At 69.6% G+C, this 20,946-nt stretch carries 22 protein-coding genes; 16 read left to right on the top strand and 6 right to left on the bottom strand.

Annotation, left to right across the window (positions count from 1 at the left end; translation table 11 throughout):
• Window positions 1-3 precede the first annotated feature (3 nt).
• Window positions 4-1,098: a saccharopine dehydrogenase family protein gene (locus tag LOC65_RS09400; RefSeq protein ID WP_009855856.1), complete on the bottom strand. Its 1,095-nt coding sequence runs from the start codon at window positions 1,096-1,098 to the stop codon at window positions 4-6.
• Window positions 1,099-1,232: 134 nt separating this feature from the next.
• Here LOC65_RS09400 and LOC65_RS09395 point away from each other — a divergent pair, with 134 nt between their 5' ends.
• From LOC65_RS09395 to LOC65_RS09340, 12 genes are all read left to right on the top strand, one after another.
• Window positions 1,233-1,670, top strand: a complete 438-nt coding sequence (locus LOC65_RS09395) for an Lrp/AsnC family transcriptional regulator (RefSeq protein ID WP_009855857.1) — start codon at window positions 1,233-1,235, stop codon at window positions 1,668-1,670.
• Window positions 1,671-1,844: 174 nt separating this feature from the next.
• Window positions 1,845-2,612: an IclR family transcriptional regulator gene (locus tag LOC65_RS09390; RefSeq protein WP_230247300.1), complete on the top strand. Its 768-nt coding sequence runs from the start codon at window positions 1,845-1,847 to the stop codon at window positions 2,610-2,612.
• Window positions 2,609-3,385: an ABC transporter ATP-binding protein gene (locus LOC65_RS09385; RefSeq protein WP_164962537.1), complete on the top strand. Its 777-nt coding sequence runs from the start codon at window positions 2,609-2,611 to the stop codon at window positions 3,383-3,385. The genes LOC65_RS09390 and LOC65_RS09385 overlap by 4 nt, the downstream gene beginning before the upstream one ends.
• Complete coding sequence (locus tag LOC65_RS09380; protein WP_230247299.1) at window positions 3,382-4,083, top strand: ABC transporter ATP-binding protein; 702 nt, start codon at window positions 3,382-3,384, stop codon at window positions 4,081-4,083. Before LOC65_RS09385 ends, LOC65_RS09380 begins: the two co-directional genes overlap by 4 nt.
• A 40-nt stretch (window positions 4,084-4,123) precedes the next feature.
• A complete protein-coding gene (locus LOC65_RS09375) occupies window positions 4,124-5,332 on the top strand; it encodes an ABC transporter substrate-binding protein (RefSeq protein WP_230247298.1) in 1,209 nt (402 codons plus the stop codon).
• A gap of 15 nt (window positions 5,333-5,347) precedes the next feature.
• On the top strand, window positions 5,348-6,232 hold the full coding sequence (locus tag LOC65_RS09370; protein ID WP_230247297.1) for a branched-chain amino acid ABC transporter permease: 885 nt from the start codon (window positions 5,348-5,350) through the stop codon (window positions 6,230-6,232).
• Window positions 6,232-7,191, top strand: coding sequence for a branched-chain amino acid ABC transporter permease (locus LOC65_RS09365; protein WP_230247296.1), 960 nt, complete (start codon window positions 6,232-6,234; stop codon window positions 7,189-7,191). Before LOC65_RS09370 ends, LOC65_RS09365 begins: the two co-directional genes overlap by 1 nt.
• Before the next feature lie 443 nt (window positions 7,192-7,634).
• On the top strand, window positions 7,635-8,072 hold the full coding sequence (locus tag LOC65_RS09360; protein ID WP_230247295.1) for a hypothetical protein: 438 nt from the start codon (window positions 7,635-7,637) through the stop codon (window positions 8,070-8,072).
• Between the two features lie 131 nt (window positions 8,073-8,203).
• On the top strand, window positions 8,204-8,785 hold the full coding sequence (locus tag LOC65_RS09355) for a hypothetical protein (RefSeq protein ID WP_230247294.1): 582 nt from the start codon (window positions 8,204-8,206) through the stop codon (window positions 8,783-8,785).
• A gap of 16 nt (window positions 8,786-8,801) precedes the next feature.
• Window positions 8,802-9,344: a hypothetical protein gene (locus LOC65_RS09350; protein ID WP_230247293.1), complete on the top strand. Its 543-nt coding sequence runs from the start codon at window positions 8,802-8,804 to the stop codon at window positions 9,342-9,344.
• A 34-nt stretch (window positions 9,345-9,378) separates the two neighbouring features.
• Window positions 9,379-9,888 carry a hypothetical protein gene (locus tag LOC65_RS09345; protein ID WP_230247292.1) on the top strand — a complete coding sequence of 170 codons (510 nt, stop codon included), beginning with the start codon at window positions 9,379-9,381 and terminating at the stop codon, window positions 9,886-9,888.
• A 73-nt stretch (window positions 9,889-9,961) separates the two neighbouring features.
• Entirely contained in the window at window positions 9,962-10,195 is a 234-nt protein-coding gene (locus tag LOC65_RS09340; RefSeq protein ID WP_230247291.1) for a ribbon-helix-helix protein, CopG family, read from the top strand.
• A gap of 323 nt (window positions 10,196-10,518) precedes the next feature.
• Here the strand turns inward: LOC65_RS09340 and rpe are convergent, their stop codons facing one another.
• A complete protein-coding gene (gene rpe / locus LOC65_RS09335; protein WP_230247290.1) occupies window positions 10,519-11,181 on the bottom strand; it encodes a ribulose-phosphate 3-epimerase in 663 nt (220 codons plus the stop codon).
• Window positions 11,182-11,215: 34 nt separating this feature from the next.
• Between rpe and apaG the strand changes: the two genes are divergently transcribed.
• Both apaG and LOC65_RS09325 read left to right on the top strand, forming a co-directional pair.
• Entirely contained in the window at window positions 11,216-11,590 is a 375-nt protein-coding gene (gene apaG, locus LOC65_RS09330) for a Co2+/Mg2+ efflux protein ApaG (RefSeq protein WP_230247289.1), read from the top strand.
• Between the two features lie 16 nt (window positions 11,591-11,606).
• Entirely contained in the window at window positions 11,607-13,586 is a 1,980-nt protein-coding gene (locus LOC65_RS09325) for a site-specific recombinase (protein WP_230247288.1), read from the top strand.
• A 24-nt stretch (window positions 13,587-13,610) separates the two neighbouring features.
• Here LOC65_RS09325 and rrtA read toward each other — a convergent pair whose 3' ends face one another.
• Both rrtA and LOC65_RS09315 read right to left on the bottom strand, forming a co-directional pair.
• Window positions 13,611-14,216, bottom strand: coding sequence for a rhombosortase (gene rrtA / locus LOC65_RS09320; protein ID WP_230247287.1), 606 nt, complete (start codon window positions 14,214-14,216; stop codon window positions 13,611-13,613).
• Complete coding sequence (locus LOC65_RS09315; protein WP_230247286.1) at window positions 14,213-16,234, bottom strand: S8 family serine peptidase; 2,022 nt, start codon at window positions 16,232-16,234, stop codon at window positions 14,213-14,215. Before LOC65_RS09315 ends, rrtA begins: the two co-directional genes overlap by 4 nt.
• A 529-nt stretch (window positions 16,235-16,763) precedes the next feature.
• Here LOC65_RS09315 and LOC65_RS09310 point away from each other — a divergent pair.
• Window positions 16,764-17,207, top strand: a complete 444-nt coding sequence (locus tag LOC65_RS09310) for a hypothetical protein (RefSeq protein WP_009855875.1) — start codon at window positions 16,764-16,766, stop codon at window positions 17,205-17,207.
• Between the two features lie 40 nt (window positions 17,208-17,247).
• Here LOC65_RS09310 and LOC65_RS09305 read toward each other — a convergent pair whose 3' ends face one another.
• Window positions 17,248-18,369: a YbdK family carboxylate-amine ligase gene (locus LOC65_RS09305; RefSeq protein ID WP_164962523.1), complete on the bottom strand. Its 1,122-nt coding sequence runs from the start codon at window positions 18,367-18,369 to the stop codon at window positions 17,248-17,250.
• The gene (locus LOC65_RS09300; RefSeq protein ID WP_009855877.1) at window positions 18,366-19,610 is read right to left on the bottom strand and encodes a cation:proton antiporter; all 1,245 of its coding nucleotides are present in this window, start codon (window positions 19,608-19,610) and stop codon (window positions 18,366-18,368) included. Before LOC65_RS09300 ends, LOC65_RS09305 begins: the two co-directional genes overlap by 4 nt.
• A 167-nt stretch (window positions 19,611-19,777) precedes the next feature.
• Here LOC65_RS09300 and LOC65_RS09295 point away from each other — a divergent pair, with 167 nt between their 5' ends.
• Window positions 19,778-20,944, top strand: coding sequence for a murein transglycosylase A (locus LOC65_RS09295; protein ID WP_029718443.1), 1,167 nt, complete (start codon window positions 19,778-19,780; stop codon window positions 20,942-20,944).
• The last annotated feature ends 2 nt before the right edge of the window (window positions 20,945-20,946 follow it).

Raw genomic sequence — 20,946 nt, 5'->3', positions numbered from 1 at the left:
CCGTCAGCCGATGCTCTCGACCTGGCGCGACTGCTGGTACGCGCGGCCGAAACGGTTGGCCAGGAAGTCCGGCAGCGGCACCTGCTCCTGGCGCACGAAGCCGCGCTGCGGCAGCCGGCCTTCGCGGAACAGGTCGACCGCGGCGCAGATGCCGGCGGCGGTCGTGATCTGGATCGCCGAGCTCGGGTGCGCCGGCGCGCGCTCGGCGAAGATCTTGCGGGCGAAGACCTCCTGCACCAGCGCGCCGTCACGCAGGCCGCTGGCGGTGACGAAGACCAGCACCACGTCCTGCATCGTGCTCGGGATCGCACGCCGCAGGATGTCCTTCAGCGTGCCCTGGTCGTGCTTGAGCAGCAGTTCCTCCAGCAGCAGCTTCATCAGCGCGCGGTGGCCAGGGTAGCGCACGCTCTTGTAGTCCAGCGTGCGCACGCGGCCGGCCCAGGTCTCGCACAGCGTGCCCAGGCCGCCGGAGGTGTTGAAGGCCTCGTACTCGGTGCCGTCCAGCGAGAAGTGCTCCAGGCCTTCGAGCGCCAGCACCTCGGTGGGCCGGCCGTCGCGGATCGCCTCGCAGGGATGGCAGTACTCGTTGATCAGGCCGTCGACGCTCCAGGTGAGGTTGTATTTCAGCGCGTTGGTCGGGAAGGCCGGCAGCGCGCCGACCCGCATCTTCAGCTCGTGCAGCTCCTGGAAACTCTGCGCCAGGTGATGCGCGACGATGCCGATGAAACCCGGCGCCAGGCCGCACTGCGGCATGAAGGCCGTGCCCGCACCTTCGGCCAGCGCCTTGATGGCCCGCGTCGCGGCGACGTCCTCGGTGAGGTCGAAGTAATGGCAGCCGGCTTCGCGCGCCTGCGTCGCGACACGGGTCGCCAGGTAGTAGGGCAGCGCGTTGATCACCGCGTCCTGGCCGCGCAGCAGCGCCAGCAGCACGCGGTCGTCGGCGGTGTCGGCGACGCGGGTGGCCAGCGGCAGGCCGTCCAGCAGCGCCAGCGGCTCGGGCTGGCGGTCGACGACGGTCAGCTGGTAGTCGCCGCTGGTGGCCAGCAGGCGGGCGATGGTCTGGCCGATGTGGCCGGCTCCGAGCAGGGTCACGCGCATCGTTCGGGTCCTTCCGGGCGGTGGGTGGCGATGCGGCGCAGTCTAGGAAGCGGTCTTGACACAAGATAGGCCGAGAACGACGAAATACCCGCGGTGACCGACGTTACGTCGGCGTGCATCGACATAATGCAGCGATGCCCCGCGACCAGATGGACCGTGACCTGATCGCCCTGCTGCAGGCCAACGCCCGCGAGAGCACGGCCGAGCTCGCACGCAAGCTGGGTGTGGCACGCACCACCGTCATCGCCCGGCTGGAACGGCTGGAACGCAGCGGCGTCATCGTCGGCTACACGGTGCGGCTGGGCCTGGACGAAGCCGAACGCGGCGTGCAGGCCTGGGTCGGCATCACGACCGAGCCCAAGTCGGCGCGCGACGTCACGCGCCGGCTGGCGGCGCTGCCCGAGCTGCGCCAGCTGTGTTCGGTCAGCGGCGAGTTCGACTACCTGGCGCTGATCCGCACCGACTCCACCGCGCGCCTGGACGTGCTGCTCGACGAGATCGGCGAGATCGACGGCGTCACGAAGACGACGACCTCGGTGGTGCTCGCGCTGCGTGTCGACCGCACCGCCTGAGCAGTTCTGACGCGCGCCGTCACGGCGCGCTCCGGGTCGGCCCCGCCCCGCTTTCACAGGGACGGGACATCCCCATCCACGCTTTCCCGCAAGCGCCGCGCATGGGGGTTTGACGCTGCCTAGACTGGCCCGGCCGTTCAGCGCCCTGAACCCCGTTCAGCCCATCGAACAACGATGACGACCAGCCTGCCGATCACCGACCGACCTGCCGCCCGGGTGCCGGCGGTCGCGCGTGCGGTGTCGCTGCTGGACTTGCTGGCGCGCGAACGCCGGCCGATGAGCATGGCCGGCCTGGCCGCGGCGCTGAAGCTGCCGCGCAGCAGCGTGCACGGCCTGTGCGGCACGCTGCTGGACTGCGGCTACCTGCGCCGTGTCGACAACGGCGCGCTGCAGATCGGCCCCGGCGTGATGACGCTGGCCGCGGCCTTCGTCGCCAGCACCCACGTCGCCGCCGAGTTCGACGCCTTGTGGCGCGAGGCGCCGGCGCCCGACGAGACGCTGATCCTGTCGGTGCTCAACGGCGCCGACGTCGTCTACGTCGGCGTGCGCAACAGCGCGCGCCCGCTGGGCCTGGCCTTCAGCCTGGGCATGCGGCTGCCGGCCTGGGTGGCCGGCACCGGCAAGGCGATGCTGGCCTGGCTGCCGCCCGACGAGGTGCGTGCGCTGGTGCCGCCGGGCGCCGCCGACCTCGACGCCCTGCTCGCCGACCTGGCCCAGACCCGCGAACGCGGCTACGCCGTCGACGACGGCCACGTGCGCGACGGCGTCTATTCGATCGCCGCGCCGGTGCTCGACGCCGCCGGCCGCCCGCTGGCCGGCATCGCCGTCTGCCTGAACCAGGCCACGCTCGACGCGGACCGGCTCGAGCGCCAGCGGCGCCTCGTGACCGAAGCCGCCCGCACGCTCTCGCGCCGACTCGGCGCCCGCGAGGACCTCCGATGAGCGCCGACTACATCCTCGAGACACAGGACCTGACGAAGGAGTTCAAGGGCTTCGTCGCGGTCAACAAGGTCAACCTGCGTGTGCGCCGCGGCCACATCCACGCGCTGATCGGGCCCAACGGCGCCGGCAAGACGACCTGCTTCAACCTGCTGACGAAGTTCATCCGCCCGACCAGCGGCCGCATCCTGTTCAACGGCGACGACATCACCGGCGAGTCGCCGGCGCACATCGCGCGCCGCGGCGTCATCCGCTCGTTCCAGATCTCGGCGGTGTTCCCGCACCTCACGGTGCTGGAGAACGTGCGCGTGGCGCTGCAGAGAAAACTCGGCACCTCGTTCCATTTCTGGCGCCCCGAACGTTCGCTGCACACGCTGGACGGCCGCGCGCGCGAGCTGCTGCGCGCCGTCGACCTGGGCGAGTACGCCGGCCACCTGGCGGTGGAGCTGAGCTACGGCCGCAAGCGTGCGCTGGAGATCGCGACGACGCTGGCGATGGAGCCCGAGCTGATGCTGCTGGACGAACCGACCCAGGGCATGGGGCTGGAAGACGTCGACCGCGTGCGCCAGCTGATCAAGCAGGTGTCGGCCGATCGCACGATCCTGATGGTCGAGCACAACATGAGCGTCGTCTCCAGCATCGCCGACACGATCACGGTGCTGCAACGCGGCGCGACGCTGGCCGAAGGGCCGTATGCCGAGGTCTCGCGAAACCCGGCGGTCGTCGAGGCCTACATGGGCAGCGCCGACGCCGAGCTGGTGGGGGCGCACGGATGAGCCGCTTCCTCGAGGTGCGCGACCTGCACGCCTGGTACGGCGAGTCGCACGTGCTGCACGGCGTGAACTTCCACGTCGACGAAGGCGAGGTCGTCACGCTGCTGGGCCGCAACGGCGCCGGGCGCACCAGCACGCTGCGCGCGATCATGGGGCTGACCGGCGCGCGCCGCGGCTCGGTCAAGGTGCGCGGCACCGAGGCCATCGCCCTGGCGACGCACCGCGTCGCGCGCCTGGGCATCGGCTACTGCCCCGAGGAGCGCGGCATCTTCTCCAGCCTGTCGGCCGAGGAGAACCTGCTGCTGCCGCCGACGCTGGCCACCGGCGGCATGTCGGTCGAGCAGATCTACGCGATGTTCCCCAACCTGCGCGAACGTGCGTCCAGCCAGGGCACGCGGCTGTCGGGCGGCGAGCAGCAGATGCTGGCCGTGGCGCGCATCCTGCGCACCGGCGCGCGGCTGCTGCTGCTCGACGAGATCAGCGAGGGCCTGGCCCCGGTCATCGTGCACAAGCTCGCCGAGATGGTCGTCACGCTGCGCAAGCAGGGCTACACGATCGTGATGGTCGAGCAGAACTTCCGTTTCGCGGCGCCGCTGGCCGACCGCTTTCTGGTGATGGAACACGGCCAGGTGACGCAGGAGTTCACCCAGGCCGAGCTGCCGGCGCGCCGCGAGCGCCTGCACGAGATCCTGGGTGTCTGAACGCGGCCGCGGCCGCCCCACAACCACGACGGAGACAAGCATGAAACTCGGCAAGATCGCCACCGCCTGCTCGCTGCTGCTGGGGGCCGCTGTCGGCACCAGCGCCCACGCCCAGATCTCGGGCGACGTGATCCGCATCGGCCTGATCACCGACATGTCGGGGCTGTACTCCGACATCGACGGCGCCGGCGGCGTCGAGGCCATCCGCATGGCCATCGCCGACGCCGGCGGCAGCATCGCCGGCAAGAAGATCGAGGTCGTGTTCGCCGACCATCAGAACAAGGCCGACGTCGCCGCCGCCAAGGCGCGCGAGTGGTTCGACACCCAGGGCCTGGACCTGCTGATCGGCGGCACCAACTCGGGCACCAGCCTGGCGATGGCCAAGGTGGCGGCCGAGAAGAAGAAGCCCTTCATCGCCGTCGGCGCCGCGACCTCGGCGCTGACCAACGACCAGTGCAACGCCTACACCGTGCACTGGGCCTACGACACCGTGGCGCTGGCCAAGGGCACCGGCAACGCGGTGGTCAAGGCCGGCGGCAAGAGCTGGTACTTCCTGACCGCCGACTACGCGTTCGGCGCGCAGCTGCAGAACGACACCTCGGCGGTGGTCAAGGCCGCCGGCGGCAACGTCGTCGGCGCGGTCAAGCACCCGCTGTCGGCCACCGACTTCTCGTCCTTCCTGCTGCAGGCCCAGGCCAGCAAGGCGCAGATCCTCGGGCTGGCCAACGCCGGCGGCGACACGATCAACGCCATCAAGGCGGCCAACGAGTTCGGCATCACCAAGTCGATGAAGCTGGCCGGCCTACTGGTCTTCATCAATGACATCCACTCGCTGGGCCTGAAGACGACGCAGGGCATGTACCTGACCGACAGCTGGTACTGGAACCGCGACGCCGAGACGCGCGCCTGGGGCCGGCGGTTCTTCGAGAAGATGAAGCGCATGCCGTCGTCGCTGCAGGCCGGCGACTACTCGGCCGCGACGCAGTACCTCGCCGCCGTCAAGGCCACCGGCACCGACGACGCCGACAAGGTGCTGGCGCAGATGCGCAAGACCCGGGTCAACGACATCTTCGCCAAGGACGGCTTCATCCGCGGCGACGGCCGCATGGTGCACGACATGTACCTGATGCAGGTGAAGGCACCGGACAAGTCGGTCGAGCCCTGGGACTACTACAACGTCGTGCAGACCTTCAAGGGCGAGGAGGCCTGGACCACGAAGGCCGAATCGAAGTGCCCCCTCTGGAAGTGACGGCGGCCTGACGCGATGGAAATCCTCGGCATCCCGCTGCAGGCCTTCCTGGGCCAGCTGATGCTCGGCCTGGTGAACGGCTCGTTCTACGCCATGCTCAGCCTGGGGCTGGCGGTGATCTTCGGGCTGCTGGGGATCGTCAACTTCGCCCACGGCGCGCTGTACATGCTGGGCGCGTACGTGGCCTGGCTGTCGCTGGAGAAGTTCGGCCTGAACTACTGGGCGGCGCTGGTGCTGGCGCCGCTGGTGGTGGGCGCTTTGGGCATCGTCATCGAACGTTCGCTGCTCAAGCGCCTGTACAAGGTCGACCCGATCTACGGCCTGCTGCTGACCTTCGGCCTGGCGCTGATCGCCGAAGGCGTGCTGCGCGACCAGTACGGCGTGTCGGGCCAGAGCTACCCGGTGCCCGAGGCGCTGCAGGGCGCCACCGACCTGGGCTTCATGATCCTGCCGAACTACCGCGCCTGGGTCATCGTCGCGTCGCTGACGGTGTGTTTCGGCACCTGGTTCGTCATCGAGCGCACGCGGCTGGGCTCGTACCTGCGCGCCGGCACCGAGAACCCGTCGCTGGTGCAGGCCTTCGGCGTCAACGTGCCGGCGATGGTGGCGCTGACCTACGCCGCCGGCGCCGGGCTGGCGGCGCTGGCCGGCGTGCTGGCCGCGCCGGTCATCCAGATCACGCCGCTGATGGGCGCCAACCTGATCATCGTCGTCTTCGCGGTGGTGGTGATCGGCGGCATGGGCTCGATCCTCGGCTCCATCCTCACGGGGCTGGTGCTGGGCATCGTCGAGGGCCTGACCAAGGTCTTCTACCCCGAGGCCTCGAACATCGTCGTCTTCGTGATCATGGCGATCGTGCTGATGCTGCGGCCGGCCGGGCTGTTCGGGAAGGAGAAGTGATGGACCGCGACCGTCTCGCCCGCTTCGGCTGGGCCCTGGGCCTGCTGGCGCTGCTGCTGGCGCCGTGGCTGGGCATCTACCCGATCTTCGTGATGAAGGCGCTGTGCTTCGCGATCTTCGCCTGCGCCTTCAACCTGCTGCTGGGCTACACCGGGCTGCTGTCCTTCGGCCACGCGGCCTACTTCGCCGCGGCGGCCTATTCCACCGGCTGGCTGGTGCGCAGCGCCGGCTGGTCGCCCGAGCTGGGCCTCGTCGCCGGCACGCTGATCGCCGCGGCGGTCGGCCTCGTGGTCGGGCTGATCGCCATCCGCCGCCAGGGCATCTACTTCGCGATGGTGACGCTGGCGCTGGCGCAGATGGTCTACTTCGTCTTCCTGCAGGCGCCGTTCACCGGCGGCGAGGACGGGCTGCAGGGCGTGCCGCGCGGCACGCTGTTCGGCGTGCTGCCGCTGGCCGACGACCGGGTGATGTACTACGTCGTGCTGGCGGTCTTCGTCGCGGTGTTCCTGGCGATCATCCGCATCGTGCACTCGCCGTTCGGCCAGGTGCTGAAGGCGATCCGCGAGAACGAGCCGCGGGCCGTGTCGCTGGGCTACGCGGTCGACCGCTACAAGCTGCTGGCCTTCGTGCTGAGCACGGCGATCGCCGGGCTGGCCGGGGCGCTGAAGACGCTGGTGCTGGGTTTCGCGACGCTGTCGGACGCGCACTGGTCGCTGTCGGGCGAGGTGGTGCTGATGACGCTCCTGGGCGGCATGGGCACCTTCGCCGGCCCGGTGATCGGCGCCTTCACGATCATCGGCCTGCAGAACTTCCTGGCCGACCGTGTCGGCTCCTGGGTGACGGTGATCATCGGCGCGATCTTCGTCGCCTGCGTCGTCGCCTTCCGCCGCGGGTTCGTCGGGGAGGCGCTGGCGTGGATGCAGCGGCGCAAATTGGCGCGGGCGGCGGCGGGGGGGTGAAGCTGAGGCGGTTCTCGCCTCGACCCTTCGTCTTCTAGGCCGGGCTTGTTGTAACAGCCGACGCGCCCTCATCGGCGCGGGCCTCGGCCGCCGGGTAGCCGGTTCCGTTCATGTCCCCCGGCCCGGCTGCGCCGGGCCTCCTCCTAATACTTCACTCCACCGGCCACCCGACGTCCGAGGCAGGCGGTGCGGCAGTTGTGCGCCATACACGCCCTCCACTCGAAGGCGGGTGGCAGTCTTGGAGCCTCCGGTGAGCAGGCTCAGAATCGTCTGCAGCCGATCACGTAGTCGCTTGCTTACTTATGCCTGAGGCTTGGGCAAGCCCCCGATTAGAAATCCGGGTCAACAAATAGCAATGCGACATTGCCGGCAGCGATGAAGCGACGACGGGCTTAAGCCGAGCGTCGAGCACCACACACAAGAAGCCAGCTCACGGAGCACCAATGCCTACCGAGGTTCTTTCAGCACTGATTGGTTTTGGCGGAGCGCTGGCCGGCGCAACTATTCAGTGGCTCGTTGCACGCTCAACCATCCGCGCAGAGACCGAGAGACTTCTCCGTCAATTAGGCAATGAGTTTCGACTGCAACAGTATTCTAAATGGCAAGCCGATTTTCGCGCGACGATTTCAGAGCTACTAGCAATAACCGACCCAGAGGCTCAGACACCACCACAAAAGGGTCAGATTACTTCTCTCGTACTTAAGGCACAGTTGATGCTCAACCCAAAATTACCCGCCCATGCGAAGGTAAATGCGCTGATCAATACCCTCGCTTTAGCGACAAATGGTTGGCACGGACCACAGGAGGTCTCATCAATCCTGCGCATCCATGGGGAACTCCTCGATGCCGCAAGAGAAACACTCTTCCTCCCAGGCCAGTAGCCTCCAACCAACCAAACCACCCCACGGGGCACCCGCGCCGGCAACTCAGTTGACCTTTAGCTAGCACTTAGACGTCGCAAATCATGCCGTATGATCCTTTGGATGCTGCGTGGGATGACGCATATGCCGACATGTCCGAGGAACTCTATCCAGAGCATAAGGCTCAGGCGATCATCGAGTTCACCTACACCCGCCTACGTTCGTATTACGTCAACAAGAAGGACGTTCTGATTCCCGCAGCAAGGATGTACAAGCGCGCGGAGGCCATGCTTGCAGCATCTCAACCTGAGGCGTCACTTGTATTCTCTGCGTCGGCAATTGAACTATTTCTAAAAGCCTGCCTGCTTCGCCCAGTCGTTGCAGGCCTTGTACATAGCGAGACGCTCGCCGAGTTGGTCGTAGATGCCTCACTTTCGCAAACAGGCTACAGACGCTATGAGAAATTGCTGGCCTGGCTATATCGCAGCCTACTAGGGACAGAAATAAAAACCCTTAGACGAGAAGGATCCGCCAAACCACTGCTTGAAGAGGCCGCCGCCCTGCACGAACGAAGAAACGCCATTATCCACCGCGGAGCCGAAGCAACAACAGCAGAAGCAGAGGAAGCATTTGCGGTTGCAAGGAGCATATTTGAACTCATCTTGGCCCCCGTCCTCAGCGAACTAGGAATGGCAATCGAGAAGGGCGGAAAACTTATGGACAACGAGATCTGACAGATGCACGGCCACCATGAACACATTAACAGAGGCCCTCGCAGATATTGATTTAGCCTTCAGACACCTCGAGTTCGCAGTGCGCATGATGCTCTATTGCGAACAGGGTCATCTCAACCTAAAAGAGTTCGACAGCGACATAACCCTACTTCTTCCTCGCGAGAATATTGGCTTTAGACCCGGCAGCTTTTCAAGCCAAGAAGCCATTATTCTGCCAGCGCGAGCGATGGTCGGCATTGCGTTTGGCGTCTCCGCCATGGTTCTCGAAGCCGCATTTTGCGCCGCTTCCAAGAAGCGCAAACCTACATCCCGAGATCCAGCGGACGAACTACATGCGCTGATATACATGATCAGATGCGCATTCGCACACAATCCGGCTTTACCTGTTTGGGAAGCACGCGGCAATGACTACGCACGCAACATCCACTTAACAATCGATTCCGAAGTCCTATGTGTAGACCTGAAGACGCTGAATGGAAGGCCATTTGAGTATGAGCACATCGGTGGACTAGCAAACTGGCACAAGATCAGAGAGGCCGCTGAGTCGCTACTGTCATGAGCCCCAACTTACCCAACAGCGAAGGGATCAGAATATGGCCAACACCACTTTCCGCCACAGCGCCGGCTTCGGAAAGCGCATCGAGCACTGGATTGTCGGCCGCATGCTCAAAGAAGGCATGGATGTCTATGTCCCAATAGTTGACGACCATGCAGTTGACGCACTCGTAAAGCGCAAGGATGGAACGATTGCTCAAGTACAGATCAAGGCACGATCCGCCACCGCAAAGGAGGGTGACGCAGCACTGTTCTCCGCCATCCCCCACGCGGAGATCAGGCCTGGATATTGGTTCATCTTCTACTCCGAGCGCCTTGATCAAACATGGGTGATGACATCAGAAGAATTTGACCGCGAAGCGGTGCGCAACAAGACAGGAAAAAATATTGGGCTCCGCTCCATATGGTTTAACGGAAAGCGAAAAAGCAAGCTAACTGGCAAACCGGAGGAATACTGCAAACCTCAATGGCAGAAGTACCTTGCAACCTCCTTCACGCGGATTGCCGAAGGCGGAGCGCTGCCTTCTACCCAACACGTTGAGCATTGATTGCGAAGCGATTGCCCCGGCGCAGAAAACGCCCCCGGGATGCTCGACGTACGATGCTGTCCCGGAGCACGCCATGCGGACCACGCTCGCCATCGACGATGACATCCTGGCAGCCGCCAAGCACCTTGCCGAACGCGAGCAGAAGAGCGTGGGCGAAGTGATCTCGGCGCTTGCCAGACAGGGCCTGGCACGCACCGAGGGCGGCGGCCGCAGCGAGCGCAACGGGATTCCGCTGCTGCCCAGCCGCCAAGCTGCGGTGCCGGTGACCCTCGAACTGGTGAACCAACTCCGCGACGAGAAGCTTTGACAGGTCAAAGCTCGCAACGCTGGATCAAAGACACGCGACCGACGTCGTCGCAGACGGCAAGTCGGCACTGGCCCTGATTTGAGGCAGGCGCTCCACTCAGGAGGCAAGCGCTGCCAGCACCCCTCCCCGCCTCCGAGCCGGACGTCGGGGCGTGTCCCGGAGTGAAGTATTAGGAGGAGGGCGGGCGCAGCCCGCCCGGGGGACATGAACGCAGGGATACGCCCCGGCGGCCGGCTCTCGCGCCGACGCGGGCGTACCGCGAACTCCCCACCATCAAATCCGCGCCACTGAGCCAGCAGCAGCAGCGGCGCGCGAGAAGAACCTCAGCGCGCCAGCTCCGACCGCATCGCCGCGATGACCGCCGCGTAGTCCGGCTGGCTGAAGATCGCGCTGCCGGCGACGAAGGTGTCGGCGCCGGCATCGGCCACGCGCCGGATGTTGTCGACCTTGATGCCGCCATCGACTTCCAGCCGGATGTCGCGGCCCGAGGCGTCGATGATCCGGCGCGCCTTCTCGATTTTCCTCAGCGCGCTGTCGATGAAGCTCTGCCCGCCGAAGCCCGGGTTGACGCTCATGATCAGCACCAGGTCGATCTTGTCGATCACCCACTCCAGCACGTCCAGCGGCTCGGCGGGGTTGAACACGAGGCCGGCCTGGCAGCCCTCGGCCTTGATCAGCTGCAGCGTGCGGTCGACGTGCGTGCTGGCGTCGGGGTGGAAGCTCACCAGGTCCGCGCCGGCCTTGGCGAAGGCCGTGGCCAGCACGTCCACCGGCTGCACCATCAGGTGCACGTCGATCGGCGCCTCGGTGTGCTTGCGCAGCGCCTGGCAGACCATCGGGCCGAAGGTCAGGTTCGGGACGTAATGGTTGTCCATCACGTCGAAGTGGATCCAGTCGGCGCCAGCGGCGACGACGTTGCGGACCTCCTCGCCCAGGCGGGCGAAATCGGCCGACAGGAGCGAAGGAGCGATGCGGTACGTGGTCATCCGGAAATTCTAGGGGCCTGCCTACAATGCCCCGATGGCCCAGCCCCGGTTCGATTGCAGCGTGCGCGTGCAGTATCTGGCGGACCGTTCGGACCCGCCGGACGGCCCGTTCGCGTTCGCCTACACGGTGACCGTGCGCAACACTGGCGACATCGCGGCGCAGCTCGTCGCGCGCCACTGGATCGTCACCGACGCCCAGGGCCAGGTCGAGGAGGTGCGCGGCCTGGCCGTCGTCGGCCAGCAGCCGGTCATCGCCCCGGGCCAGAGCTTCGAGTACACCAGCTGGACGATGATCGCCACGCCGGTCGGCCGCATGAGCGGCACCTTCTTCTGCATGACCGAGGACGCGCACGCGTTCGACGCGCCGGTGGCCGAGTTCTCGCTCGTGTCGCCGAGCCAGCTGCACTGAGCGGCCGCCCGCGCCGATGACGCAGCCGACCTGGGATCTCAGCGCCCTCGTCAACGCCGCCGACCCGTCGGCCGGCCTGGCCGAACGCCACCTCTGGCTGGTGCGCCTGCTCGAGTGGCTGCGCCACGCCCCGGCCGCGCGCCGCGCGCGGCCCGGCGCCGACGTCGCGCCGCAGATGGCGCGCCTGGGCCTGCTGCTCAAGGCCGCCGAAGGCCAGCCCGAGTTCCGCGCCCGGCTGCAGGGCATGCTGGCCGGCTTCTGGCGCGAGGTCGACAAGGCGGCGCTGTTCGCCGAGTTCGGCTTCGGCGCGCGCCACTCGCTGTTCGGCGAGGTCGGCCGCCGTCTGCGCGTGCAGTGGCTGCCGCAGACGCCGGACACGCCCGATCTGGCCGAGCTCTTCCAGCTGCTGTTCCGCCCGTCCGACGCGCGCTGGATCGAGCGCCTGGACGACGCGACGCTGGAGCGCATCGCGACCCTGGTCGACCCCGACGGCGCCAGCGGCTGGCGCACGGCGATGCTCGACGCGATCACGATCCTCGTCAGCGCCGTGCACTCCAGCGGTTACCTGTCGCCGCTGCGCCGGCGCATGGACCGCCAGGCGCTGGCCACCGAGCCGTTCCGCCAGCTCACACGCTCGGCCGATGCGCTGCGCGAGGCGCTGGCCGAGGGCCGCCAGGCCGACGCGCTGCGCGAGGCCAACGTGCTGCGCGGCCTGCTCGACGCCTGCCGCCGCGCCGCGGCCAGCGTCACCGGGCACCTGGAGGAATACGGCGTCTCGGTGGACATCGTCTACGAGCTCGACCAGATGCGCCGGCGCACGCGCCGCATCGGCATGCTGCTGGACTGCGTGCTCGCGCCGCAGCCGATGCCGGCGCTGCGTGCGCTGGTGCTGCACCTGCTGCGCGTGGCCGACGACGAGCGCGGCCTGCGCCGGCTGCTGGCCCGCCACTACTCGCTGCTGGCGCGCCAGGTGGCCGAACGCAGCGCCGAGACCGGCTCGCACTACATCACGCGCGACCGCGGCGAGTGGCGCGAGATGCTGCGCATGGCCGCCGGCGGCGGGGCCGTCATCGCCGGCACCACCTACCTGAAGTTCGCCATCGCGGCGCTCGGGCTGGCGGCCTTCTGGTCGGGCTTCTGGTCAGGCGTGAACTACGCCGCCAGCTTCGTCGTCATCATGCTGCTGCACTGGACGGTGGCGACCAAGCAGCCGGCGATGACGGCACCGGCGATGGCCGAGACGCTGGCCGCCGGCACCGGCGACGCCGAGGTCGAGGCCTTCGTCGACCGCGTCGCGCAGCTGATCCGCTCGCAGGCCGCCGGCATCATCGGCAACCTCGCGGTGTGCGGGCCGCTGGCGCTGGCCATCCAGCTCGCCTGGGAAGGGCTGTTCGGCGTGCCGCTGGTCGGCGAGCAGCAGGCCGGCTACGTGCTGCACTCGCTGACGCTGCTCGGGCCGACGCTGCTGTTCGCGGCGTTCACCGGCGTGCTGCTGTTCGCCAGCTCGCTGATCGCCGGCTGGGCCGAGAACTGGTTCGTCTACCACCGGCTCGACAGCGCGATCGCCTGGAACCCGCGTTTCGTCGCCCGGCTCGGTGCGCCGCGCGCGCAGCGCTGGGCGGCCTGGTGGCGCGCCAACATCTCGGGCCTGGTGGCCAACGTCTCGCTGGGCATGATGCTCGGGCTGGTGCCGGCGCTGGCCTCGTTCTTCGCGCTGCCGCTGGAAGTGCGCCACGTGACGCTGTCCACCGGCCAGCTCGCCGCGGCGGCCGGCGCGCTGGGCCTGGACGTGCTGCGCCAGCCGGCGTTCTGGTGGTGCGTGGCCGGCATCCTGCTGACCGGCGTGCTGAACCTGACGGTGAGCTTCTGGCTCGCGTTCAAGGTGGCGCTGCGCTCGCGCGGCATCCAGGTGCGCGAGCGCCAGCGCATCACCGCGGCGATCCGCCGCCGGCTGCTGCAGGACCCGCTGTCCTTCGTGCGGCCGCCCAAGGGCTGACCGCCGCCGGGCCGGCGAGGAGCGTCAGCCGCCGGCGTCCGTCGCGGCCGGCGTGCCGGCGCCGCGCCGCAGCCGGTAGACGAGCCCGCCAGCGATGCCGAGCGCGCAGCCCAGCGCGTGCGCGACGACGGCCACCGGCATGTCGTAGAACGCGTCGTCGGCCACCGGCACCCACGGGCGCTCGAGCAGGCACTTGACCAGGAGCCCGGCGAGCACCGCCGCGCCGACGAGGCGGCGGCGGCCGGCGGCGCCGGCCAGCAGCCCGATGGCGGCAAACGCCACCGCGCCATGCAGCCAGGCGCTGAGGCCGGCATAACTGCCGAGCGACGTCGCATGCAGCGACACGCCGAGCGCCAGCGCACCGCCGAGCGCCCAGCGCCAGGACGGCAGGTGCGGCCCGAAGACCGAACGCAGGAACACCGCCACGACGGCCAGCCCGGCCATGTTGCCGGCCCAGTGCAACGGGGTCAGGTGCACGAGGTGGGCGCTCAGGTAGCGCCAGGGCTGGCCCGCGGCCGCGGGTGTCCAGCGCAGCGCTTCCAGCAGCGCCGGAGACCCCCAGGCGGCCACGTTCAGCAGGGCCAGCGCCACCAAGGCGCCGGCCGCCGGCGCGGCCCGCCCGGCGCTCACGCCCGCGTGCGGCGCAGCGCCCAGCTCGCGAGGGCCAGCAGCAGCAGCGAAGCGAAGCCGAAGGCGCCGCCGCCACCGGAGCCGCCGGTGCCGCCGCGTGCCGTGACCACGATCTCCAGCGAGCGCGACGGACTGTCGAGCTCGCCGTCGGTGACGTGGTAGACGACGTCGAAGGTGCCGACCTGCGCCGACCCCCAGGTCAGCAGGCCGCTGCTGCTGAGCTTGACGCCCTCGGGGGCGCTGTCCAGCACGAAGGTCAGCGTGTCGGCGTCGACGTCGGCCGCGCCGCCGAGCTGGTGCGACACCGCCTCCAGCCGCGTCGTCAGGCGGCCCGGCGAGTCCAGGGTCGGGGCGTTGTTGACATAGGTGACGCCGGTGCCCGTGACCTGGCTCGAGTCGGGCAGCACCGCGGTCACGTTGAAGCGGATGGGGCCGCTGCGCACGGCCGGCACGGTGAAGCTGAGCTCGCTGCTGCCGCCGTCGGGGGCGTCCAGCTGGGTCGCGCTGACGGTCGCGCCCGACACCTGGGTCCAGGTCCAGACGGTGCCGGCCATCACGCGGTCCAGCGTGGCGCTGAAGCGCACGACGGACTGGCCGCGCTGCGCCCCCGACGGCGCGACCACCGTGAGGATGGGTTGGTCGACCAGCAGCACCGCCTGCGCAGGGTCGAGCATGCCGGCGCCGCAACCGGACGCGATGGCGCAGAAACTGTCGCTGACAAAAGGCTTCGCCGAACTCAGCAGCATCGACTCGACCTGGGACGCGGTCAGGGTCGGCTTGGCCGCCCACAGCAGCGCGGCCGCGGCGGCGACGTGCGGCGTGGCCGCCGAGGTGCCGTTGAAGCGCGCGTGGTCGAGGTCCACGCCCGGCTCCCTCAGGCCGCTGTTGCCCAGCGAGACCGTCAGGTCGGACTGGCAGCTGCCTCCCTGGCGCAGGCAGTCGCCGCCACCCGGCGCCGTCAGCGTGACGCGGCTGGAATAGTTGGAGTAGTCGGCCAGGTCGCCGGATCGGGTGTGCGCCCCGACCGCCAGCACACCGTCGCAGTTGGCCGGGCTGCCGATCGTCGGCAGCCCGTCGTTGCCGGCCGCGGCGACCACCAGCGCGCCCAGCGAGCGCGCGGTGTTCACGGCCTCCTGCATGTAGACCGGGCAGGCGACGCCGGCGTCGCCGCCCAGGCTCAGGTTCAGCACCTTGGCCGGCGTGGCGTTCGGCGCGATGCCGGGCACCGACGCGCCGGCACTCCAGGCGATCGCGTCGGAGGCGTCGCTGAGCCAGCCGCCGCAGCGGCCCAGGGCCCGGACGCTCAGCACCCGGGCATAGCCGCTTGCGGCGCCGACGATGCCGGCACCGTTGCCGCCTTGGGCGGCGATGAGGCTGGCGACCTTCAGGCCGTGCCAGCTTGAGGGGTCGCTGGTGTCGTCGCAGTAGTCGCCCGGGTCGGTGCCGTCACCGCCACGCGCCACGCCGTTGCCGGCGACGGTCGGGTCGGTGATGAAGCTCGGCCCCTTCAGGTAGTCGGCGCCCATGTCGGCATGCGGCAGGTAGCCGGTGTCGATGACCGCCACTACCGGCTTGACCGCCGGCGGGGCCACGTGCGCCCAGGCGCTGACGAAGTCGGCCGCACCGGCCGCGGGGACGCCGCCCGCGCCGATGTTCCACTGGGTGGAGAAGTACGGGTCGTCGTAGTCCAGACGCCGCACGCGGAGGTCGGGCTCGGCGTAGCGGATCGACTTCTCGGCGCCGCGCATCGACGCGGCGATGCGGCGCGCCTCGGCCAGCGAGACTTCGCGGTCCAGGCGCAGCAGCCAGGCGCCGCCACGGCGCGCTTCGGCGCTCTGCAGGCGCAGCGAGCCGTCGGGCCGGGCCGCGGCGACGAGCGCCGACAGGCGGGAGCGGCGCGCATCGGACGCCGCCGTCGTGCGCAGCGTGCTGTCGTCGGACGCATAGCCGACGACGATGCGGTGGGTGGTCGTGGCGTCGGCGGCCCGCACCGCGGGCAAGGCCCCGGCAGTGGCCATGACGGCAACGACCAGCCAGCGGGCTGCCGATCGCAGGCGGTACCGGGTATCGGGAAGTGTCATGTTGCTGTGCATGCAAAGGCGCCGGACCGCGGCGCAGAAGCTGTCGTCGGCAGCGGGTCACCGGCAGGAGCCGACCTTCGGCACGACCGGAGTCGGACGGTCGGCCGCAGCAGGCCAGAGCCCAGCCTGCAGGAGAACGAACGCCCGACCGCGTCCCGTGGACCGGATGGCACGACGCTCGGTGCCGGCCACCATGTCCACATGGATTCTAGGTTTCGCCTCCCGGCCAAACCGGCCGTCGACCTGAGCAGCTTTCCACACCCGCAAGGAAGCCGTGACCCGTGCATGCACCGTCCGGCACCGGCGCTGCTGCGGCGGCGTTCGCTCAACTCCCGCCGCGGATGGTCGAAACACGAAGGGCGTGCCGCCGCGCGGCGGCACGACAGCGCCGGGCAGCCCCCGGCGGATCTCCTGGCCAGACGCCGCGGCGGCTCGATGCGCCGCGGCCTCCATTCATCGACATTCCATGCTCAAGCAGTTCGCCTTCGCCGTCGCCGCCGCAGCCGTCTCCTTCCAGGCCGCGGCCGCCTGCAACGTCACCTACAACACCGCCTCCGACAAGATCGTGAAGGTCGTGCGCCAGAACGGCTGGGGCTTCGACAACTACGACGTCATCTGCAAGAAGCTCAACGCCGCCAACGCCGTTCTGTACATCCACGGCCAGGCCACGGTGCTGGGCAACCAGTCGATCGGCTGGGCGGCGGTGGGCCTGAAGGACAAGAACCTGATGATCTTCACCAACGAGTACAGCGGCGTGTCGACGAGCACGCACGAGTACGCCAGCCAGGACAAGGCCGAGGAGCTGCTGATGGAGGCGATCAACGCCGCGGTCGGCAACGTGGACCTGGACAAGGCCCTGGCCTCGCTGGCCGACAGCCGCCGGCAGGCCAAGGCGGCCTACGGGCGCTGAATGACGCGGCCGTGAGGGGGCACCGCCGCCCCCTCGCCGCTCACCCCCGCCCCGCCCACCTCAGCGTCTGCCGCCGCACGACCTCGTTGAGCAGGTGCTCGCGTGACTGCGTCGCGCGGATCCAGCAGGCGTCGTTGCCGTGGCCGGCGAGTTCGCGGCGCAGGAACTGCAAGGCGCCTTCGGCACGCAGGTCGGCGGCGTGCGGCTCCAGCCGCACCAGCAGCGCCTGCAGGTCCTCGCGCAGCGGGCGGTGCTCGCCGCTGCCGGGGTCGACGTACAGCGCGTCCAGCCCGAAGCGGCAGGCCTGGAAGCGGTTGAAGGTGTACGGCAGGTAGTCGTCCTCGGCCGGCTGGAACGGGCGCTCGATGCGCAGCCAGCGCGCCAGGCACTGGATCAGCCCGGCCATCGCCGCGGCCTTCTCGATCGTCAGCGGGGTGTCCAGCACCCGCACCTCGATCGTGCCGAACTCGGGCTTGGGCCGGATGTCCCAGTAGAAGTCCTTCATGCTCTTGACGACGCCGGTGCGCGTCATCTTGGCGAAGAAGACGCCGAAGTCCTCCCAGGTCAGCACGAACGGCGCACGCCCCGACAGCGGGAACGCGAACACCGAGTTCAGCCGCGCCGAGTGGAACGCGGTGTCGGTGCCCTGCACGAACGGCGACGAGGCCGACAGCGCGATCAGGTGCGGGATGTAGCGCCCCAGGCCGTGCAGCAGCACCAGCGCCTCGTCGGCCGTCGAGCAGCCGACGTGCACGTGCTGGCCGAAGATAGTGAACTGCTTGGACAGGTAGCCGTAGAGCTCGCTGATCTGCTTGAAGCGCGGCTTGTCGAAGATGCGCCGCTGGCTCCAGTCCTGGAACGGGTGCGTGCCGCCGCCCGACAGCGCCACGCCCAGCTTGTCGGCGGCCTGCACCAGCGCGTCGCGGATCTCGGTGAGCTGCGCCAGCGCGTCGGCGTGGTCCTCGCAGATGCCGGTGGACAGCTCGATCATGCTGTCGGTGATCTCGGGCACGATGCTGCCGGGCAGCTTGCGCTTGCCGAGCACACGCAGCAGGTCGGCGGCGGCCGGCGTCAGGTCGTAGTCGTGCGTCGAGACGATCTGCAGCTCGAGCTCGACGCCCAGCGTCAGCGGACGCGAATCGGAGAACTTCTCGAGGCTCATGCCGTGACCTCCGTCTCGGGCGCACGCCAGGTGGGTTCGGGGCGGTGGTCGCCGGCCAGGCGCAGGCCCCACTGCACGGCCAGCGGCCCGAGCAGCTCCATGAAGGCGATCGCCGACAGCACGATCGGCACCACCGCCGGCGCGAAGCCCGGGTGCGTGAGCTGCAGGTCGGTCAGCAGCACCAGCACCGTGCCCGACATCGGCGTCAGCGCCAGCGACAGCCCGGCGGCCTGGCGCAGGCCGATGCCGCTCCAGCGCGCGAAGGCGAACACCGACGCCGTCTTGGCGATGCCGCGCGCGAGCAGCAGCACGATCGCCAGGCCGCCGCCGACCAGCACCGCGTCCAGCGTCACGACGCTGCCGACGACGACGAACAGCATCAGCACCAGCACCCCGCCGGCGGTGCCGAAGTGGCGCGGCCAGACCCAGGGGCGTTCGGTCGAGTTGCGCAGCAGCACGCCGGCCAGCAGCGGCACCAGCAGCGTCGACAGGTTCAGCAGCTGGGCGATGGTCAGCGCCAGCACGATCATGCCGAGCAGCAGCAGCGCGGCGTTCTCGTCGCGCAGGTCCAGGCGGCGCGCGACCCAGGCGACCAGCCGCGACAGCAGCGCCGCCAGCAGCACCGAGCCGCCGAAGACCCACAGCGGCTGCGACACCGCGCGCACCCAGTCGCCGGCCACGTCCAGGTGCAGCCAGCCGATGACCAGCTTGTGCGCCAGCACCGCCAGCAGCGTGTTCAGCGCCGTCAGCACGATCATGCGTTCGGTCACCTGGCCGGCGGACTTCAGCTCGCTGGCCACGCGTGCGATCACCGCGCCCGAGGCGCAGGTGCCCAGCGTCGCGCAGGCCAGCGCGACGTTGACCGGCTGGCCGAAGGCGCGCAGCGCCAGGTAGATCGCCGCCAGGCTGGCGAAGGCCTCCAGCGCGCTGGTCGCCAGCAGCGCCGGGTTGGCCTGCAGCCAGCGCAGCCGCACGCGGCTGCCCAGCTCGAACAGCAGCAGCGCCAGCGCCAGGTCGACGACCAGCCGCGCCGGACCCTGCAGCACGCCGCCGCCCCAGCCGCCGAGGCCGATGGCCAGGCCGACGGCGCTGTAGCCGATGATGCGCGGCACGCCGAACGCCCGTCGCACGCCCTCGCCCAGCAGCGCACCGGCCACGAGCGCCAGCGCGCCCCAGAACGGCATCTGCGGCACGAGCGGCCACGACTCGATCTGCAGATAACCTGCAATGTCCTCGAGCATCCCTCTCTCCTTGTTGAAGAGGAGAGACCCCGGCCGCGGGGCGGAGTTCCGTGGGCACGGCCCGGCCGTTGTCGGACGCAGGCTTGCCGGCGTGTCGGCGGACCGGCCGCGCGGGGCGGCGACCCCGCGTGGCGAGTGCCGCGGGCCACTCCCGCACAATCGGCGCCATGCCCTGGACTCTCGCGCCGCGGCGCCACCGGGTCGCGGCCGCGATCGCGGCCGCGGCGCTCGCCGCCTGCACCTCCGTGCCCTTGCCGCCCGAGCGGCCGGCCCCCGTCGAAGACGCCCGCCCGGCGCATCCGCCGGCGCCGCCGGACGCCGGCGTCGAACGCCCGCGTTCACGCTGGATCCCGGCCGACTGGGGCGAGCTGCCCGGCTGGAACGAGGACCGTGTTGCCGAGGTCTGGCCGGCACTGCGCGCCAGCTGCGGCCGGCCGGCGCGCGGCTGGGCCGAGGTCTGCGCCCGCGCGATGCTGGAGCCGCCGGCCGACGACGGCGCGGCGCGCGAGTGGCTCGCGCGCTGGCTGCAGCCCTGGCGCGTCGAATCGCCCGATGGCCAGACCGAAGGCCTGGCCACCGGCTACTTCGAGCCGCTGGTCGAGGCCCAGCGCCAGCCGCGCGGCGCGTTCCGCGTGCCGCTGCACGGCCTGCCGACGCCCGGGGCGATGCCCAAACCCGGCTGGACCCGCCAGCAGCTGGACACGCTGCCGGCGGCCCGGGCGGCGCTGCGCGGGCGCGAGATCGCCTGGGTGGCCGACCCGCTGGACGCGCTGCTGCTGCAGGTGCAGGGCTCGGGCCGGCTGGCGCTGACTGAGCCGGACGGCAGCCGCCGCCTGGTGCGCCTGGCCTTCGCCGGCCACAACGAGCAGCCCTACAAGTCGGTCGGCCGCTGGCTGGTCGAGCGCGGCGAAATGACGCTGGACACCGCCTCCTGGCCGGCGATCCGCGCCTGGGCGCGGCGCAACCCGCAGCGGGTGCAGGAGATGCTGTGGGCCAACCCGCGCGTCGTCTTCTTCCGCGAGGAACCGCTGCCCGATCCGAGCGTCGGCCCGCGCGGCGCGCAGGGCGTGCCGCTGGTGCCGGGGCGCTCGATCGCGGTCGACGCCGGCAGCATCCCCTACGGCACTCCGGTCTGGCTGGACACGACCGAGCCGCTGTCGGCGACGCCGCTGCGCCGCCTCGTCGTCGCCCAGGACACCGGCAGCGCGATCGTCGGCGCGGTGCGCGCCGACTACTTCTGGGGCTGGGGCGAGGAAGCCGAGGCCCAGGCCGGGCGCATGAAACAGCCGCTGAGGCTGTGGGTGCTGTGGCCGCGAGGGCTGCGGCCGCAGTAGTT

Source organism: Rubrivivax sp. JA1055 (genome assembly GCF_020966565.1).
Classification (GTDB): domain Bacteria; phylum Pseudomonadota; class Gammaproteobacteria; order Burkholderiales; family Burkholderiaceae_C; genus Rubrivivax; species Rubrivivax benzoatilyticus.
The sequence above is the reverse complement of the archived record's forward strand: the minus strand, read 5'-3'. Positions and strand labels throughout refer to the sequence as shown.